At 47.5% G+C, this 18,808-nt stretch carries 5 protein-coding genes, 3 tRNA genes and 6 rRNA genes; 10 read left to right on the top strand and 4 right to left on the bottom strand.

What is annotated here, in order from left to right:
• Window positions 1–27: 27 nt before the first annotated feature.
• The 9 genes from ITG10_RS07250 (at window position 28) to ITG10_RS07210 (ending at window position 10,775) form a co-directional block, all read left to right on the top strand.
• Window positions 28–1,579 (top strand): 16S ribosomal RNA (locus ITG10_RS07250).
• A 388-nt stretch (window positions 1,580–1,967) separates the two neighbouring features.
• Window positions 1,968–4,852 (top strand): 23S ribosomal RNA (locus tag ITG10_RS07245).
• A 95-nt stretch (window positions 4,853–4,947) separates the two neighbouring features.
• Window positions 4,948–5,063, top strand: a 5S ribosomal RNA gene (gene rrf, locus ITG10_RS07240).
• A 373-nt stretch (window positions 5,064–5,436) separates the two neighbouring features.
• Window positions 5,437–6,983: ribosomal RNA gene (locus tag ITG10_RS07235) — 16S ribosomal RNA — on the top strand.
• Between the two features lie 67 nt (window positions 6,984–7,050).
• Window positions 7,051–7,127, top strand: a tRNA-Ile gene (locus tag ITG10_RS07230).
• Window positions 7,128–7,141: 14 nt separating this feature from the next.
• Window positions 7,142–7,217: transfer RNA gene (locus tag ITG10_RS07225), tRNA-Ala, on the top strand.
• A 296-nt stretch (window positions 7,218–7,513) separates the two neighbouring features.
• Window positions 7,514–10,400 (top strand): 23S ribosomal RNA (locus tag ITG10_RS07220).
• Between the two features lie 137 nt (window positions 10,401–10,537).
• Window positions 10,538–10,653: ribosomal RNA gene (gene rrf / locus ITG10_RS07215) — 5S ribosomal RNA — on the top strand.
• Together the 16S, 23S and 5S rRNA genes with 3 tRNA genes alongside form the textbook arrangement of a ribosomal RNA operon.
• A gap of 45 nt (window positions 10,654–10,698) precedes the next feature.
• Window positions 10,699–10,775 (top strand) — tRNA-Asp (locus ITG10_RS07210).
• 1,005 nt (window positions 10,776–11,780) lie between these two features.
• On the opposite strand, the gene ITG10_RS07205 is transcribed toward ITG10_RS07210, so the two are convergent.
• The 4 genes from ITG10_RS07205 to hemC are packed head-to-tail and all read right to left on the bottom strand — an operon-like array spanning window position 11,781 to window position 15,877.
• The gene (locus ITG10_RS07205; protein ID WP_017633310.1) at window positions 11,781–12,962 is read right to left on the bottom strand and encodes a heme biosynthesis HemY N-terminal domain-containing protein; all 1,182 of its coding nucleotides are present in this window, start codon (window positions 12,960–12,962) and stop codon (window positions 11,781–11,783) included.
• Window positions 12,962–14,188, bottom strand: coding sequence for a uroporphyrinogen-III C-methyltransferase (locus ITG10_RS07200; RefSeq protein WP_248386757.1), 1,227 nt, complete (start codon window positions 14,186–14,188; stop codon window positions 12,962–12,964). Before ITG10_RS07200 ends, ITG10_RS07205 begins: the two co-directional genes overlap by 1 nt.
• A gap of 19 nt (window positions 14,189–14,207) precedes the next feature.
• Complete coding sequence (locus tag ITG10_RS07195; RefSeq protein WP_248386756.1) at window positions 14,208–14,936, bottom strand: uroporphyrinogen-III synthase; 729 nt, start codon at window positions 14,934–14,936, stop codon at window positions 14,208–14,210.
• 2 nt (window positions 14,937–14,938) lie between these two features.
• Window positions 14,939–15,877, bottom strand: coding sequence for a hydroxymethylbilane synthase (gene hemC, locus ITG10_RS07190; RefSeq protein ID WP_017633312.1), 939 nt, complete (start codon window positions 15,875–15,877; stop codon window positions 14,939–14,941).
• Window positions 15,878–16,221: 344 nt separating this feature from the next.
• Here hemC and ITG10_RS07185 point away from each other — a divergent pair, with 344 nt between their 5' ends.
• Complete coding sequence (locus ITG10_RS07185) at window positions 16,222–18,750, top strand: class I adenylate cyclase (protein WP_017633313.1); 2,529 nt, start codon at window positions 16,222–16,224, stop codon at window positions 18,748–18,750.
• Window positions 18,751–18,808 lie beyond the last annotated feature (58 nt).

The following is an 18,808-nucleotide window of genomic DNA, read 5'->3' as shown; positions in this document are numbered from 1 at the left end:
TCAGTATTCGTTGAGTCACAAAATCTTAAATTGAAGAGTTTGATCATGGCTCAGATTGAACGCTGGCGGCAGGCCTAACACATGCAAGTCGAGCGGAAACGACACTAACAATCCTTCGGGTGCGTTAATGGGCGTCGAGCGGCGGACGGGTGAGTAATGCCTAGGAAATTGCCTTGATGTGGGGGATAACCATTGGAAACGATGGCTAATACCGCATAATGCCTACGGGCCAAAGAGGGGGACCTTCGGGCCTCTCGCGTCAAGATATGCCTAGGTGGGATTAGCTAGTTGGTGAGGTAATGGCTCACCAAGGCGACGATCCCTAGCTGGTCTGAGAGGATGATCAGCCACACTGGAACTGAGACACGGTCCAGACTCCTACGGGAGGCAGCAGTGGGGAATATTGCACAATGGGCGAAAGCCTGATGCAGCCATGCCGCGTGTATGAAGAAGGCCTTCGGGTTGTAAAGTACTTTCAGTTGTGAGGAAGGGGTAGCGTTAATAGCGCTATCTCTTGACGTTAGCAACAGAAGAAGCACCGGCTAACTCCGTGCCAGCAGCCGCGGTAATACGGAGGGTGCGAGCGTTAATCGGAATTACTGGGCGTAAAGCGCATGCAGGTGGTTCATTAAGTCAGATGTGAAAGCCCGGGGCTCAACCTCGGAACTGCATTTGAAACTGGTGAACTAGAGTACTGTAGAGGGGGTAGAATTTCAGGTGTAGCGGTGAAATGCGTAGAGATCTGAAGGAATACCAGTGGCGAAGGCGGCCCCTGGACAGATACTGACACTCAGATGCGAAAGCGTGGGGAGCAAACAGGATTAGATACCCTGGTAGTCCACGCCGTAAACGATGTCTACTTGGAGGTTGTGGCCTTGAGCCGTGGCTTTCGGAGCTAACGCGTTAAGTAGACCGCCTGGGGAGTACGGTCGCAAGATTAAAACTCAAATGAATTGACGGGGGCCCGCACAAGCGGTGGAGCATGTGGTTTAATTCGATGCAACGCGAAGAACCTTACCTACTCTTGACATCCAGAGAAGCCAGCGGAGACGCAGGTGTGCCTTCGGGAGCTCTGAGACAGGTGCTGCATGGCTGTCGTCAGCTCGTGTTGTGAAATGTTGGGTTAAGTCCCGCAACGAGCGCAACCCTTATCCTTGTTTGCCAGCGAGTAATGTCGGGAACTCCAGGGAGACTGCCGGTGATAAACCGGAGGAAGGTGGGGACGACGTCAAGTCATCATGGCCCTTACGAGTAGGGCTACACACGTGCTACAATGGCGCATACAGAGGGCAGCAAGCTAGCGATAGTGAGCGAATCCCAAAAAGTGCGTCGTAGTCCGGATTGGAGTCTGCAACTCGACTCCATGAAGTCGGAATCGCTAGTAATCGTGAATCAGAATGTCACGGTGAATACGTTCCCGGGCCTTGTACACACCGCCCGTCACACCATGGGAGTGGGCTGCAAAAGAAGTGGGTAGTTTAACCTTTCGGGGAGGACGCTCACCACTTTGTGGTTCATGACTGGGGTGAAGTCGTAACAAGGTAGCCCTAGGGGAACCTGGGGCTGGATCACCTCCTTATACGAAGATACTTACGATGAGTGTCCACACAGATTGATGGTTTAGATTTAGTTAAAGCCAGAGCTTTAATTAATAACGTAAGTTATTGATTAAAGCTTTTTGCTTTATGCTCTTTAACAATTTGGAAAGCTGACTGATTTGATTACTTACGAGTATTCAAATCAAATTTAAAAGTTCTCAATGTTTATCTTTCATTAGATAAACACAACAAACACATTCAAGTGTCTTGTATTCGAATCAAATTTATTTGATTCACAATTGAGTCCGGCAAACAGTTATCAAGAATTAACCCTTCTTGATGACAACCAAAAACCTTGGTTAGTTGCCATACGCTTATTTGTCTTCACTTTTTAAAGTGAAAGCAAATAGAAACCCTTTCGGGTTGTATGGTTAAGTGACTAAGCGTACACGGTGGATGCCTTGGCAGTCAGAGGCGATGAAAGGCGTAATAACTTGCGATAAGCCCAGATTAGGTAGTAATAACCTTTAAGTCTGGGATTCCTGAATGGGGAAACCCACTTACATATAAGTATCCTGTTGTGAATACATAGCAACAGGAGGCAAACCGGGGGAAACCGAAACATCTGGCACCTCGAGGAAGAGAAATCAACCGAGATTCCGGAAAGTAGCGGCGAGCGAAATTGGATTAGCCCTTAAGCTTTTAATGAGACAGATGAAGGCTCTGGAAAGTGCCGCAATAAAGGGTGATAGCCCCGTAATCGACATCTCATCATCAGTGAAAACGAGTAGGGCGGGACACGTGATATCCTGTCTGAATATGGGGGGACCATCCTCCAAGGCTAAATACTACTGACTGACCGATAGTGAACCAGTACCGTGAGGGAAAGGCGAAAAGAACCCCTGTGAGGGGAGTGAAATAGAACCTGAAACCGTGTACGTACAAGCAGTAGGAGCACCTTCGTGGTGTGACTGCGTACCTTTTGTATAATGGGTCAGCGACTTAATTTTAGTAGCAAGGTTAACCGTTTAGGGGAGCCGTAGGGAAACCGAGTCTTAACTGGGCGTACAGTTGCTAGGATTAGACCCGAAACCAGGTGATCTAGCCATGGGCAGGTTGAAGGTTGAGTAACATCAACTGGAGGACCGAACCGACTAATGTTGAAAAATTAGCGGATGACTTGTGGCTAGGGGTGAAAGGCCAATCAAACCTGGAGATAGCTGGTTCTCCCCGAAAGCTATTTAGGTAGCGCCTCGGACGAATACTACTGGGGGTAGAGCACTGTTAAGGCTAGGGGTCATCCCGACTTACCAACCCTTGCAAACTCCGAATACCAGTAAGTACTATCCGGGAGACACACGGCGGGTGCTAACGTCCGTCGTGGAGAGGGAAACAACCCAGACCGCCAGCTAAGGTCCCAAAGTATAGCTAAGTGGGAAACGATGTGGGAAGGCTCAGACAGCCAGGATGTTGGCTTAGAAGCAGCCATCATTTAAAGAAAGCGTAATAGCTCACTGGTCGAGTCGGCCTGCGCGGAAGATGTAACGGGGCTAAGCTATACACCGAAGCTGCGGCTACGTACCTTAGGGTGCGTGGGGTAGGGAGCGTTCTGTAAGCCGTTGAAGGTGGTCTGTAAGAGCTGCTGGAGGTATCAGAAGTGCGAATGCTGACATGAGTAACGATAAAGGGAGTGAAAAACTCCTCGCCGGAAGACCAAGGGTTCCTGTCCAACGTTAATCGGGGCAGGGTAAGTCGACTCTAAGGCGAGGCCGAAAGGCGTAGTCGATGGGAAACGGGTTAATATTCCCGTACTTCTTACAATTGCGATGGGGGACGGAGAAGGCTAGGTGGGCCTGGCGACGGTTGTCCAGGTTCAAGTACGTAGGCGGGTGGTTTAGGTAAATCCGGACCGCTACTAACGCTGAGATACGATGTCGAGCTACTACGGTAGTGAAGTCATTGATGCCATGCTTCCAGGAAAAGCCTCTAAGCTTCAGATTGTAAGGAATCGTACCCCAAACCGACACAGGTGGTCGGGTAGAGAATACCAAGGCGCTTGAGAGAACTCGGGTGAAGGAACTAGGCAAAATGGTACCGTAACTTCGGGAGAAGGTACGCTCTTATCAGTGAAGTCCCTTGCGGATGGAGCAGACGAGAGTCGCAGATACCAGGTGGCTGCAACTGTTTATTAAAAACACAGCACTGTGCAAAATCGTAAGATGACGTATACGGTGTGACGCCTGCCCGGTGCCGGAAGGTTAATTGATGGGGTTAGACTTCGGTCGAAGCTCTTGATCGAAGCCCCGGTAAACGGCGGCCGTAACTATAACGGTCCTAAGGTAGCGAAATTCCTTGTCGGGTAAGTTCCGACCTGCACGAATGGCGTAATGATGGCCACGCTGTCTCCACCCGAGACTCAGTGAAATTGAAATCGCTGTGAAGATGCAGTGTACCCGCGGCTAGACGGAAAGACCCCGTGAACCTTTACTACAGCTTGGCACTGAACATTGAACCTACATGTGTAGGATAGGTGGGAGACTATGAAACCGCGTCGCTAGATGTGGTGGAGTCGTCCTTGAAATACCACCCTTGTAGTTTTGATGTTCTAACGTTGGTCCCTGAATCGGGATTACGGACAGTGCCTGGTGGGTAGTTTGACTGGGGCGGTCTCCTCCCAAAGAGTAACGGAGGAGCACGAAGGTGGGCTAAACACGGTTGGACATCGTGTGGTTAGTGCAATGGCATAAGCCCGCTTGACTGCGAGAATGACAATTCGAGCAGGTGCGAAAGCAGGTCATAGTGATCCGGTGGTTCTGAATGGAAGGGCCATCGCTCAACGGATAAAAGGTACTCCGGGGATAACAGGCTGATACCGCCCAAGAGTTCATATCGACGGCGGTGTTTGGCACCTCGATGTCGGCTCATCACATCCTGGGGCTGAAGTCGGTCCCAAGGGTATGGCTGTTCGCCATTTAAAGTGGTACGCGAGCTGGGTTTAGAACGTCGTGAGACAGTTCGGTCCCTATCTGCCGTGGGCGTTGGAAAATTGAAGGGGCTGCTCCTAGTACGAGAGGACCGGAGTGGACGAACCTCTGGTGTTCGGGTTGTCATGCCAATGGCATTGCCCGGTAGCTAAGTTCGGAATCGATAACCGCTGAAAGCATCTAAGCGGGAAGCGAGCCCTGAGATGAGTTTTCCCTGACGCTTTAAGCGTCCTTAAGGGTTGTTCAAGACTAGAACGTTGATAGGCAGGGTGTGTAAGTGCTGCGAGGCATTGAGCTAACCTGTACTAATTGCCCGTGAGGCTTAACCATACAACACCCAAGGGGTTTTGTGGACTCAAAGAAATACCAAACGCTTGAATGAGTTTGAAGAGAACGAAAAACAGCTTTCCGAATTTTAAAATTTGCTTGGCGACCATAGCATTGTGGACCCACCTGATTCCATGCCGAACTCAGAAGTGAAACACAATAGCGCCGATGGTAGTGTGGGGCTTCCCCATGTGAGAGTAGGACATCGCCAGGCTTTAATTTCGACTTTGTCTAGTTTCTAGACAAGTCACCATAGAGTTCTAAGTTTTCTTAGTATTTTATGTTGACTTTCAAAGTAGAAAGCGTATCATACGCGTCCTGCTTAAGTGCTAAGGCACTGAAAGCAAAGCTCTTTAATAATTTAAACCTATCAATCTGTGTGGGCACTCGTTGATGAATATCAAAACGTTTTATCATTAGATAAAACAGATTCTTCGGAATCAAAATGATTTCAATGAACTGAGTGACCAATACAAATAACTTCGGTTATTTGGCACAGTCAATTCATTATCATTCTGTTGGAATGGTAATAGCTTTAAAATTACATAGTAGTTTTGAAGTCAGTATTCGTTGAGTCACAAAATCTTAAATTGAAGAGTTTGATCATGGCTCAGATTGAACGCTGGCGGCAGGCCTAACACATGCAAGTCGAGCGGAAACGACACTAACAATCCTTCGGGGTGCGTTAATGGGCGTCGAGCGGCGGACGGGTGAGTAATGCCTAGGAAATTGCCTTGATGTGGGGATAACCATTGGAAACGATGGCTAATACCGCATAATGCCTACGGGCCAAAGAGGGGACCTTCGGGCCTCTCGCGTCAAGATATGCCTAGGTGGGATTAGCTAGTTGGTGAGGTAATGGCTCACCAAGGCGACGATCCCTAGCTGGTCTGAGAGGATGATCAGCCACACTGGAACTGAGACACGGTCCAGACTCCTACGGGAGGCAGCAGTGGGGAATATTGCACAATGGGCGAAAGCCTGATGCAGCCATGCCGCGTGTATGAAGAAGGCCTTCGGGTTGTAAAGTACTTTCAGTTGTGAGGAAGGGGGTAGTGTTAATAGCGCTATCTCTTGACGTTAGCAACAGAAGAAGCACCGGCTAACTCCGTGCCAGCAGCCGCGGTAATACGGAGGGTGCGAGCGTTAATCGGAATTACTGGGCGTAAAGCGCATGCAGGTGGTTCATTAAGTCAGATGTGAAAGCCCGGGGCTCAACCTCGGAACTGCATTTGAAACTGGTGAACTAGAGTACTGTAGAGGGGGTAGAATTTCAGGTGTAGCGGTGAAATGCGTAGAGATCTGAAGGAATACCAGTGGCGAAGGCGGCCCCTGGACAGATACTGACACTCAGATGCGAAAGCGTGGGGAGCAAACAGGATTAGATACCCTGGTAGTCCACGCCGTAAACGATGTCTACTTGGAGGTTGTGGCCTTGAGCCGTGGCTTTCGGAGCTAACGCGTTAAGTAGACCGCCTGGGGTACGGTCGCAAGATTAAAACTCAAATGAATTGACGGGGGCCCGCACAAGCGGTGGAGCATGTGGTTTAATTCGATGCAACGCGAAGAACCTTACCTACTCTTGACATCCAGAGAAGCCAGCGGAGACGCAGGTGTGCCTTCGGGAGCTCTGAGACAGGTGCTGCATGGCTGTCGTCAGCTCGTGTTGTGAAATGTTGGGTTAAGTCCCGCAACGAGCGCAACCCTTATCCTTGTTTGCCAGCGAGTAATGTCGGGAACCCAGGGAGACTGCCGGTGATAAACCGGAGGAAGGTGGGGACGACGTCAAGTCATCATGGCCCTTACGAGTAGGGCTACACACGTGCTACAATGGCGCATACAGAGGGCAGCAAGCCAGCGATGGTGAGCGAATCCCAAAAAGTGCGTCGTAGTCCGGATTGAGTCTGCAACTCGACTCCATGAAGTCGGAATCGCTAGTAATCGTAGATCAGAATGCTACGGTGAATACGTTCCCGGGCCTTGTACACACCGCCCGTCACACCATGGGAGTGGGCTGCAAAAGAAGTGGGTAGTTTAACCTTTCGGGAGGACGCTCACCACTTTGTGGTTCATGACTGGGGTGAAGTCGTAACAAGGTAGCCCTAGGGGAACCTGGGGCTGGATCACCTCCTTATACGAAGATATTCACGATAAGTGTCCACACAGATTGATTAGGTTTAGAAAAGTTAAGAGACGATATTGGGTCTGTAGCTCAGCTGGTTAGAGCGCTCGCCTGATAAGCGGGAGGTCGGTGGTTCAAGTCCACTCAGACCCACCAATATCGACCTAGATGGGGCTATAGCTCAGCTGGGAGAGCGCCTGCCTTGCACGCAGGAGGTCTGCGGTTCGATCCCGCATAGCTCCACCATCTTTAAGTATTCTCTTAAGAGAGTCTTTAAAAATGGTTCATTTATTGAATCAAGCTCTTTAACAATTTGGAAAGCTGACTGATTGATTACTTACGAGTAATTCAATCAAATTTAAAAGTTCTCAATGTTTACCTTTTAGGTAAACACAACAAACACATTCAAGTGTCTTGTATTCGAATCAAACCTAGTTTGATTCACATTGAGTCCGGCAAACAGTCATTAAGAATTAACCCTTCTTAATGACAACCAAAAACCTTGGTTAGTTGCCATACATTAAGACCCTTTCGGGTTGTATGGTTAAGTGACTAAGCGTACACGGTGGATGCCTTGGCAGTCAGAGGCGATGAAAGGCGTAATAACTTGCGATAAGCCCAGATTAGGTAGTAATAACCTTTGAGTCTGGGATTCCTGAATGGGGAAACCCACTTACATAAGTAAGTATCCTGTTGTGAATACATAGCAACAGGAGGCAAACCGGGGAACCGAAACATCTAAGTACCCTGAGGAAGAGAAATCAACCGAGATTCCGAAAGTAGCGGCGAGCGAAATTGGATTAGCCCTTAAGCTTTTAATGAGACAGATGAAGGCTCTGGAAAGTGCCGCAATAAAGGTGATAGCCCCGTAATCGACATCTCATCATCAGTGAAAACGAGTAGGGCGGGACACGTGATATCCTGTCTGAATATGGGGGACCATCCTCCAAGGCTAAATACTACTGACTGACCGATAGTGAACCAGTACCGTGAGGGAAAGGCGAAAAGAACCCCTGTGAGGGGAGTGAAATAGAACCTGAAACCGTGTACGTACAAGCAGTAGGAGCACCTTCGTGGTGTGACTGCGTACCTTTGTATAATGGGTCAGCGACTTAATTTTAGTAGCAAGGTTAACCGTTTAGGGAGCCGTAGGGAAACCGAGTCTTAACTGGGCGTACAGTTGCTAGGATTAGACCCGAAACCAGGTGATCTAGCCATGGGCAGGTTGAAGGTTGAGTAACATCAACTGGAGGACCGAACCGACTAATGTTGAAAAATTAGCGGATGACTTGTGGCTAGGGTGAAAGGCCAATCAAACCTGGAGATAGCTGGTTCTCCCCGAAAGCTATTTAGGTAGCGCCTCGGACGAATACTACTGGGGGTAGAGCACTGTTAAGGCTAGGGGGTCATCCCGACTTACCAACCCTTTGCAAACTCCGAATACCAGTAAGTACTATCCGGGAGACACACGGCGGGTGCTAACGTCCGTCGTGGAGAGGGAAACAACCCAGACCGCCAGCTAAGGTCCCAAAGTATAGCTAAGTGGGAAACGATGTGGGAAGGCTCAGACAGCCAGGATGTTGGCTTAGAAGCAGCCATCATTTAAAGAAAGCGTAATAGCTCACTGGTCGAGTCGGCCTGCGCGGAAGATGTAACGGGGCTAAGCTATACACCGAAGCTGCGGCTACGTACCTTAGGGTGCGTGGGGTAGGGGGAGCGTTCTGTAAGCCGTTGAAGGTGGTCTGTAAGGGCTGCTGGAGGTATCAGAAGTGCGAATGCTGACATGAGTAACGATAAAGGGAGTGAAAAACTCCCTCGCCGGAAGACCAAGGGTTCCTGTCCAACGTTAATCGGGGCAGGGTAAGTCGACTCCTAAGGCGAGGCCGAAAGGCGTAGTCGATGGGAAACGGGTTAATATTCCCGTACTTCTTACAATTGCGATGGGGGGACGGAGAAGGCTAGGTGGGCCTGGCGACGGTTGTCCAGGTTCAAGTACGTAGGCGGGTGGTTTAGGTAAATCCGGACCGCTACTAACGCTGAGATACGATGTCGAGCTACTACGGTAGTGAAGTCATTGATGCCATGCTTCCAGGAAAAGCCTCTAAGCTTCAGATTGTAAGGAATCGTACCCCAAACCGACACAGGTGGTCGGGTAGAGAATACCAAGGCGCTTGAGAGAACTCGGGTGAAGGAACTAGGCAAAATGGTACCGTAACTTCGGGAGAAGGTACGCTCTTATCAGTGAAGTCCCTTGCGGATGGAGCAGACGAGAGTCGCAGATACCAGGTGGCTGCAACTGTTTATTAAAAACACAGCACTGTGCAAAATCGTAAGATGACGTATACGGTGTGACGCCTGCCCGGTGCCGGAAGGTTAATTGATGGGGTTAGACTTCGGTCGAAGCTCTTGATCGAAGCCCTGGTAAACGGCGGCCGTAACTATAACGGTCCTAAGGTAGCGAAATTCCTTGTCGGGTAAGTTCCGACCTGCACGAATGGCGTAATGATGGCCACGCTGTCTCCACCCGAGACTCAGTGAAATTGAAATCGCTGTGAAGATGCAGTGTACCCGCGGCTAGACGGAAAGACCCCGTGAACCTTTACTACAGCTTGGCACTGAACATTGAACCTACATGTGTAGGATAGGTGGGAGACTATGAAACCGCGTCGCTAGATGTGGTGGAGTCGTCCTTGAAATACCACCCTTGTAGTTTTGATGTTCTAACGTTGGTCCCTGAATCGGGATTACGGACAGTGCCTGGTGGGTAGTTTGACTGGGGCGGTCTCCTCCCAAAGAGTAACGGAGGAGCACGAAGGTGGGCTAAACACGGTTGGACATCGTGTGGTTAGTGCAATGGCATAAGCCCGCTTGACTGCGAGAATGACAATTCGAGCAGGTGCGAAAGCAGGTCATAGTGATCCGGTGGTTCTGAATGGAAGGGCCATCGCTCAACGGATAAAAGGTACTCCGGGGATAACAGGCTGATACCGCCCAAGAGTTCATATCGACGGCGGTGTTTGGCACCTCGATGTCGGCTCATCACATCCTGGGGCTGAAGTCGGTCCCAAGGGTATGGCTGTTCGCCATTTAAAGTGGTACGCGAGCTGGGTTTAGAACGTCGTGAGACAGTTCGGTCCCTATCTGCCGTGGGCGTTGGAAAATTGAAGGGGCTGCTCCTAGTACGAGAGGACCGGAGTGGACGAACCTCTGGTGTTCGGGTTGTCATGCCAATGGCATTGCCCGGTAGCTAAGTTCGGAATCGATAACCGCTGAAAGCATCTAAGCGGGAAGCGAGCCCTGAGATGAGTTTTCCCTGACGCTATAAGCGTCCTTAAGGGTTGTTCAAGACTAGAACGTTGATAGGCAGGGTGTGTAAGTGCTGTGAGGCATTGAGCTAACCTGTACTAATTGCCCGTGAGGCTTAACCATACAACACCCAAGGGGTTTTGTGGACTCAAAGAAATACCAAACGCTTGAATGAGTTTGAAGAGACACTTTTAAATTACAGTTTTCCAGATTATTTTGCCTTCAGTTTTTAAAAAAGCTGAAAGTAAAAGCAAAATTTGCTTGGCGACCATAGCATTGTGGACCCACCTGATTCCATGCCGAACTCAGAAGTGAAACACAATAGCGCCGATGGTAGTGTGGGGCTTCCCCATGTGAGAGTAGGACATCGCCAGGCTTTAAATTATGAACGACTTGTCAGCGACGACAAGTAGTCCACTGCGGAGTGGTAGTTCAGTTGGTTAGAATACCGGCCTGTCACGCCGGGGGTCGCGGGTTCGAGTCCCGTCCACTCCGCCACTTATTAGAAAAGCCCTGCTAGAAATAGCAGGGCTTTTTTACATTTGAGTTATTGTATATTTCCTTAGGTCGAAAGAGTTCTTCTCTTGCGCGAGTCCGATGGAATACCAGACACTCCGCTACTTATTAGAAAGCCTAGTCTTACGACTAGGCTTTCGTCGTTTCTGGCTATAGATCGTCTGGTTTTCGATCAAGCTCCGCTCGTTTCGGGTTGCCACAACAGCACTTACTAAGAAGTCTTATTGTTTAATTCCTAGGTCGAAAGAGTCCCACTCATGGCTTGTCCGTAGTTCGCAGCCTCGATGTTTGCCGATTATCAGAAAGCCTAGTACTAACTTGCATGAGGTTGTTTAACTTCGATTACCCCTGAACCTTTGGGGTAAGAAAGCTCTGCTCTCAATAGTGATATTTATGCCTGTAGGTTCTGATAATTTAGAGGGCGAATTGCGGATAAAGCCAAGTTTATAATAGTTGTATGGTGAGTATAGCGGTTGAGCGGTCTACACTCCCTAGCATAAAGGAAGAGTTACTCGGGCTACTGGATCTATAGTTGGAAATGGATCGTCGAGTTCTGAGTTCACACTTATTCTAAAGCCTTCTGAAGTCTTTTAGCCTTCTCACGAAATAGGCTTAGTCAGGCTAGATGTTGGTATAGTGGATATTTGTCGGCTCTAATCACTTCTAAAGAGTTTGTTTTCTATTTTAAATACTCTCGCTAGAGTTCGAGCTAAGGCCCCTCCAAGTTCCTCTGGAGACCTCCAGTGAATTATTTTATACAGCTCAACTCTTCTAGCTCTAAATTCGCACTTAAAGCTACTTAATCGATTAGATTCGTTCCTCCGTGTGGTGTCTGGAGGTTGTTGTGGTTTGTCTGGTCTAAGCTTGAGCTATAGCTTGTGAAAGATTGAAAGATTGAAAGATTGAAAGATTGGACTTTATCTTGAGGCAAATAGCAGACATAAAAAAGCCGATGCTTGGCATCGGCTTCATGTTAAGTGTATTTGCTTAAGCTGGCTGAACTAGAGCAAGTGCCTTACGAGACACTTCGTGCGCTGCTTTGGTTAGGTTTTGCTTCTCTAGTGCATCAGATAGGTATCCGTAATCTGAAACATTAGAGCGAAGTGCTAGTGCTTTCTCGAAGTGGCTTTGCGCTTCTGCCCATTTTTGCTCTCTTAGGTAGAACTGAGCCAATGCACTGTGTGCTTCTGCATTGTTGTTATCTTTACTGATTGCGCGCTCTAGCATCACAACTACTGGGTGGTGATCGGCTAGATTAAGTTCAGGAAGCAACATGTAGAGTTCGTTTGAACCATTCTTCGCAATGTTCTCTTTAATGACAGTGAAGGCTTCTGAATCTGCTTTACGTGCGATCAGTTGTTTCACAAAGCACGATACAAGGTGTGAACTTTGCTTCTGTTTTCTTGGAAGCTTATTCCAGTGACTGATTAAACCTTCGCTGCCTTGTTGCTGTGCGACGTCGTGAAGCAAACCGCATTGTGCTTTCTGCTCAAGTTCACGCTGCTCATCTGCTGTTAGGAGCTTGTTCTTAGCAAGTTTTGGCGTCAACTCTAACAATGGCTGCCATAATTTAAGTTGCATGTAGGTCGCTTTTAGCAATCCAAGCACTGCAGTGTTGTTCGGGTGCGAACCTTTAAGATTTGAAAGCGTATCGAAAGCGGCTTCGTAGTTTGATTCGCTGATTTGTTGCTTGGCTTTTGTCAGCTCAACAGCCAGCAATGAATCATCTTGCTGGCTAGCAAGCTCGATGTACTTATCGCGCTCAGCAGTATTACCTTGCTCATGTGCCGCTTGTGACGCCACTAAGTAACAAAGTAGAGGCATATCGTGGTGATTCGCCCAGCGAGTTACTTTCTTCTCTGCGCCTTTCCAATCACCCTCAAGAAGCTTGATGATGCCTTCATTGGTATAACGACGAGAGCGTTTTAGTTTACGAACGCTGAACCAGTTCCAAGTTGTTGAGCTCGCGTAAATAAGCTTCTTAAATAGGTACTCTAAGCCAAACAGTGCGGCCAAGAGGGCAATCACAAAGATAGCCATTGTTGTCACACTCATCTCAATCGTCTTATTGGCAATTGAGATCAGTACATAACCTTGTTGACCCGAGAACTGAGTACCGACAAACAGACCCGCACCGAGTACAAGGAAAAGAAAAATCAAACGAATCATTATTTCTCCTCCGAGGTCATTACCGTTACCTCACGGCGTAGACGTTCACGAATGACATCTGACAACTCATTTTGAGACTCAAGCTTTACAGGGTATTTCACAGAAATATTTTGCTCACTTAACTGTTTAATCGCCTTTTCGAACTCGATTACTGAGTTGTTATCTTGGTTTAGGTACGACTTCGACCACTCGTTAGCTGTCTTAAGCGCCGCACTATAGACTTCGCCTTGCTCTTTGTAGACCGCGCGAATTGCTGTCTCTAGCTTGCCTTTGATGTTTTCACGCAAGTAGAAGTGCTGCTCTGGTGATAGTAGTGGGATAACCTCACCATCACGACTACGGAAAGTGATGAAGTTTTCTGAGAAGTCTTTCATCGATGTCATCAAGTTGTTCTGCCAATCATTGATGTCTTGCGACACAGCTTGTTTCTCAACGACCGCAGCTTCTGGAAGAATAGCGTTAGCTAGAGGCAGGTTATCGACTTGTTGTTGAAGGCTTGTAATACGTAGAACTAAACCATCACGGTCGATCAGAGGGATAGTGCGAAGCTTAGTAATGTCATTGGTCATGGATTGACGCAGAGACACCAAGCTTGGGTCGTTCAGTGCTGCGATACGTTGATCGGCGCTTTCCATAAGTTTGGTTGCGCTAACGGCATCATGTTCAAGGAACAGTTTACGGCCAGCAAGTTTTACAAGGTAATCGGCTTCGGCAAGTAACCAGTCATTCGGGCGGCGACCTTTAACGTCAGCAACGGCCAACTGAAGGCTTTGAATGCTTTTCTGTTGTTGGGATTGAACTACCTGAGTTTTTTCCACCGCATGTGATGCTTCTTGGATAGTTTCTTGCTTGATGGTTTGTAGGTCTTTATTTACTGCAGATTGGGTATTTTGTAGTTGCGCTTGAAGCGCTGTGATTTGAGCTGAGTAATCGGCGCTCTTTTGTTGCATTTGAAATGCGATACCACCGCTGAAAATAATAGAAATAGCGATCGCAATTGCGCCTAGTTTGACACCGCGCTTACCTTGCTTTTCCGCTTTCTCTATTTGCTCTTTATGTTCAGCTTGAGACTGTTCATTTTGAGCGGTATTTGACGCAGAGGCATCAAGTTTTTCTTCAGGCTGTTTTGTCTCTGTAGATTCAGCTTTTTCGTTTTCAACAACTACTGGCTGAGTATCTTGTTTCTTTTCAGGTTCAATATGCTCATTATTTTTTTTGCTTGTCATGCTTATTTCCTGTTTCTAGCTAAGGCCGGAGAGCAGCCAGTAATATTTGGTTCGTAGCACTTTGAGTATTAATCACATTGGAGAACCCGAGCTGTTGTGCTCGTTCTGCTATGCGCTGACTTGGGACAAATAGTTGTCTTGTTGAAAGCCAAGCCAAATACTCGTCAGGGGTTATTGAGCAGAGATACTCCAATTGTTCCTGACTAGTGATGACAACTTTTGATGTATTTTGGTTTACCCATGTTTGATAGGTATTGTGGTCGTTAATGGGAATATATTCTCTACGGTAGGTCTCACAATAAGAGACTTGTGCACCTCGATTGAGTAAAGAATCTCTAATGAGCTCACGCCCACCATTGCCACGTAGTATCAAAATGGATTTATTATCGACACCATCAAGTTCAGTAAGTTTAAGAAGATGTTCACTATCACTAACTTGAGGATAGTTTACTTTTTGTTTACAGACTTTGCTTAAAACGTGCGCAGTTTTTTGACCAACGCCAAGATAAAGCGGCGAAGTAGGCCAAATAGATGAGGTTTTGGAAAGGATGCTTTGAGCAGCTGTCACAGCATGGTGACTGACTGCAATAATGATATCGCTGTTATTGAGCTGACTGCTTAAATCCGTAGAGTCTGGATTATCAACGATACGAATAAGCGGATGATGGATTGCTTGAATCCCTTCATCCGCTAATTGTTGGCAAAGCGATTGTCCCTCTGAGCCGGGACGAGTTACCAACACTGTCATGATTATTCTTGGTCTGCGTAAAGCTTAGTTAAGATTTCTCTCGCACCGTCATCCAGCAGTTGATTAGCCAGAGTAACGCCAAGTGCTTCAGCGTCTTTACGAGGACCAGAGATCTCACCGCGAACCATCTTAGAGCCGTCAGGTTCACCAACAAGTGCACGTAGCCAGATGTTGTCGCCATCTAACAGTGAGTAGCTACCGATAGGTACCTGACAACCGCCTTCAAGAGTTAGGTTCATTGCACGTTCGCAAAGCACGCGATCGGCTGTGTCTTGGTGATTCAGTGGTTCAAGAAGCTTAATCAAACGCTCATCATCAAGACGACATTCAATGCCCACAGCACCTTGGCCTACAGCCGGTAGAGACTGTTCTGGTTCGATAAAGCTACGGATACGCTCTTCAAGTTCTAGGCGCTTAAGGCCAGCTGCCGCTAGGACGATAGCATCGTATTGGCCATCATCGAGTTTACCTAGACGAGTACCAACGTTGCCACGTAGTTCCTTGATGATTAAGTCAGGGCGGTATTCTAATAGCTGACATTGACGACGTAGGCTACATGTTCCCACGACAGCACCTTGTGGTAGCTCATCAATGTTGTTGTAAGTGTTTGATACGAAAGCATCACGAGGGTCTTCACGTTCACAGATCGTTACCAGACCTAGACCTTCAGGGAAGTCGACAGGTACATCTTTCATAGAGTGAACCGCAAGGTCAGCACGACCTTCTAGCATTGCCACTTCGAGTTCTTTAACGAACAGTCCTTTACCGCCAACTTTAGCAAGTGGGGTGTCTAGGATGATGTCACCTTTGGTCACCATAGTTACCAACTCAACCTCTAAACCAGGGTGAGCAGCTTGCAGTGCATCCCTTACAAAGTATGCCTGCCAAAGGGCAAGAGGGCTTTTTCTGGTTGCGATACGGATTGGTGCTGAATTTGTCATGGTGTTTCCGATATAGGTTCTGTAATAGCCTAATCCTACCATTGTGAGGCGAAAATTCTTACTGTTTGATCATTCCATGCTTTGATAGCTGAGAGATTTTCATGAGTTCACCAAAATAGTGTGATTGGTATCTCATTTGAAACATGGGCTATTATTAGAAATAGTCAATAAAGAGGACACTACGGCGCCGTGAGTTTAACTTTCTGTCATTAAGGAATTGGCCAGTATGACGGGTTCCTTTGCTTTACCATTAGGGGTAAAAGTGTTAAATTGATCACGTTTTGTTGCTGCTTTCGTTCAGTAACTAAACAGAAGTGCATTTAATCTCAAACCAAGGACTTACCTTGCAGGCTTACACTCAGACTTTGATTCAACGATTAGACAATCTAAATCAGCAGCGCATTGATCGTGCGTTGGCGTTGATGAATGTCCAAGGCCAGCGAGTTTTTAACCTAATCCCCGCACTTCTTCATTTCAATCACCCAATGATGCCTGGTTACTATGACCAACAAGTTCCTTTTGGAATTCGTAGCTTCACGCTTAATGAATTCCAAAAGCAATTTGTGTCTGATACCGAATTAACGCTTGGCGGTAAACTTACCGAGGCTGCTGAGCCTGCAATCCTCGGTCTGTACACCATGGGTAGTACCTCTTCTATTGGTCAAAGCACCTCAAGTGATCTGGATATCTGGGTATGTGTTTCTCCTGATATGGATGGTCCAGCGCGCGATAGCTTGACGAACAAGTGCCTGCTGATTACCGACTGGGCTGAAACCTTAGGTGTTGAAGCTAACTTTTTCTTGATGGATGAACAGCGTTTCCGCTCGAACCATTCTGAAGAGATGACCGGTGATAACTGTGGCTCTTCACAGCACCTGTTATTGCTTGATGAGTTCTATCGTTCAGCTGTTCGTTTAGCTGGTCAACGCTTGTTGTGGCAAATCATTCCGCCAGAAATGGAAGAGTGTTATGACCAATACGTTCAAGGCCTATGTCAGGATGGATATCTTGATTGTTCGCAGTGGATCGATTTCGGCAAGCTGAATCGCATTCCCGCGGAAGAGTACTTCGGTTCTAACTTGTGGCAGCTTTATAAGAGTATCGACTCACCGTATAAGTCGGTGTTAAAGGCGATCCTGTTAGAAGCTTATTCATGGGAATACCCAAACACCCAACTATTGAGTATCGATACCAAGCGCCGCTTCTTTGCGGATGAACCTGATCTGTATGGCATGGATAGCTACTATCTGATGCTAGAGAAGGTAACGCGCTACCTAGAACGCATTAACGACCACACACGTTTGGACTTGGTGAGACGCTGTTTCTACCTTAAAACCCACGAGAAGTTGTCGCGTGAAGCGGGCATTGGTTCTGTAGCATGGCGTCGTGAGGCCCTAACCGAGATGACTAAGTCTTGGAATTGGGGACATGAAACCATTGCTGAGCTCGATAACCGCCGTAACTGGAAGGTTGAACAGGTTAAAGTGGTGCACCATGCGCTGCTTGATGCCTTGATGCTGAGCTATCGTAACCTGATTCAATTTGCGCGTCGTAACGACATCACTTCGGCAATCAGCCCACAAGATATCAGTATCTTGGCTCGTAAGCTTTATGCTGCGTTTGAGGTGTTGCCGGGTAAAGTCACGCTACTGAACCCGCAAATCTCTCCGGATCTGCATGAACCAGACTTGAGCTTTATTGAGGTTCGCCAAGGGCAATCGAATAAAGCGGGTTGGTACTTGTATAAACAGCCGTTGATTGCGCACCGTATTCTTGGTCAACCTTCACTTGAGCACCATGAGTACTTGAGTAAGCTAGTTGCTTGGTCATTCTTCAATGGTTTGATTACTGAGTCGACACGTTTGCACTCTGTGGTTCGTGACGCTCACATTGATATCGATAAGTTTTATCAAATGGTGAGCGATCTGCGTAATACCTTCTCTTTACGTAAGCGCCGCCCAAGTATGCAGGCACTGGCGAGTCCGTGTGAGATCAGCCAGCTGGCGATGTTCATCAACTTTGAAAATGACCCGACTTCTGAGTTGAGCGGTCGTGCATTAAAAGTCGATCTCAAGAATGCCGATATCTTCAGTTTTGGTGAAGAAGGCAAGAGCTTAGTCGGCAGTGTCGATCTGGTTTACCGTAACTCTTGGCATGAAGTGCGTACGCTGCATTTCCAAGGTGATACCGCAATGTTAGATGCGCTTAAGACGGTACTTGGCAAGATGCACCAAGATGCGTTGCCTCCAGAGTCGGTCGATGTGTTCTGTTACAGCAAAAACCTACGCGGTGTGATGCGTAATATGGTGTATCAGCTGCTTGCTGAGTGTATCGACTTACGACTAAAACCGATTGAACCAGAGAAACGCCGTCGCTTTAAGGCTATTCGTTTAGCTAACAAGATGTTTGGTCTGTTCTTCGAGCGCCGCGGTGTGTCGGTACAGATGCTAGAAAACTCGGTCGACTTCTATCGTAGTATCTCAACTAACAAGTTGAAGGGTTCACCTTTATTGATGCTCGACAAAGAGCAAGAGTATCAACTGCCAGAAGTGGTGGATGGTTTTGCGAGTGAGGGCTTAATTCAGTTCTTCTTCGAAGATACCGATAAAGGTTTTAATATTTATGTATTGGATGAGTCGAATCAGGTTGAGGTGTATCATCAGTACAGCGGCGAAAAAGATGAGATGATCGCGAGTGTGAACTCTTTCTACACGTCGGTAAAAGATGAATCGAAGATGTCGTCTAAGTTGATTAACTTTAACTTACCTCAGTACTACCAAATCGTTCATCCTGAAGAGGGTAACTCTTACGTAGTGCCTTACCGTAATGATGCGACGTTAGCTTCTCGGAGTTCAAAGATAGTTAACATCTAGTCTTATTAAGACTGATTGACATTAAAAAAGGAGTGATTGATTCACTCCTTTTTAGTTT

Origin of the sequence: Vibrio sp. ED004, assembly GCF_023206395.1 — a bacterium.
GTDB lineage: Bacteria > Pseudomonadota > Gammaproteobacteria > Enterobacterales > Vibrionaceae > Vibrio.
The sequence above is the reverse complement of the archived record's forward strand: the minus strand, read 5'-3'. Positions and strand labels throughout refer to the sequence as shown.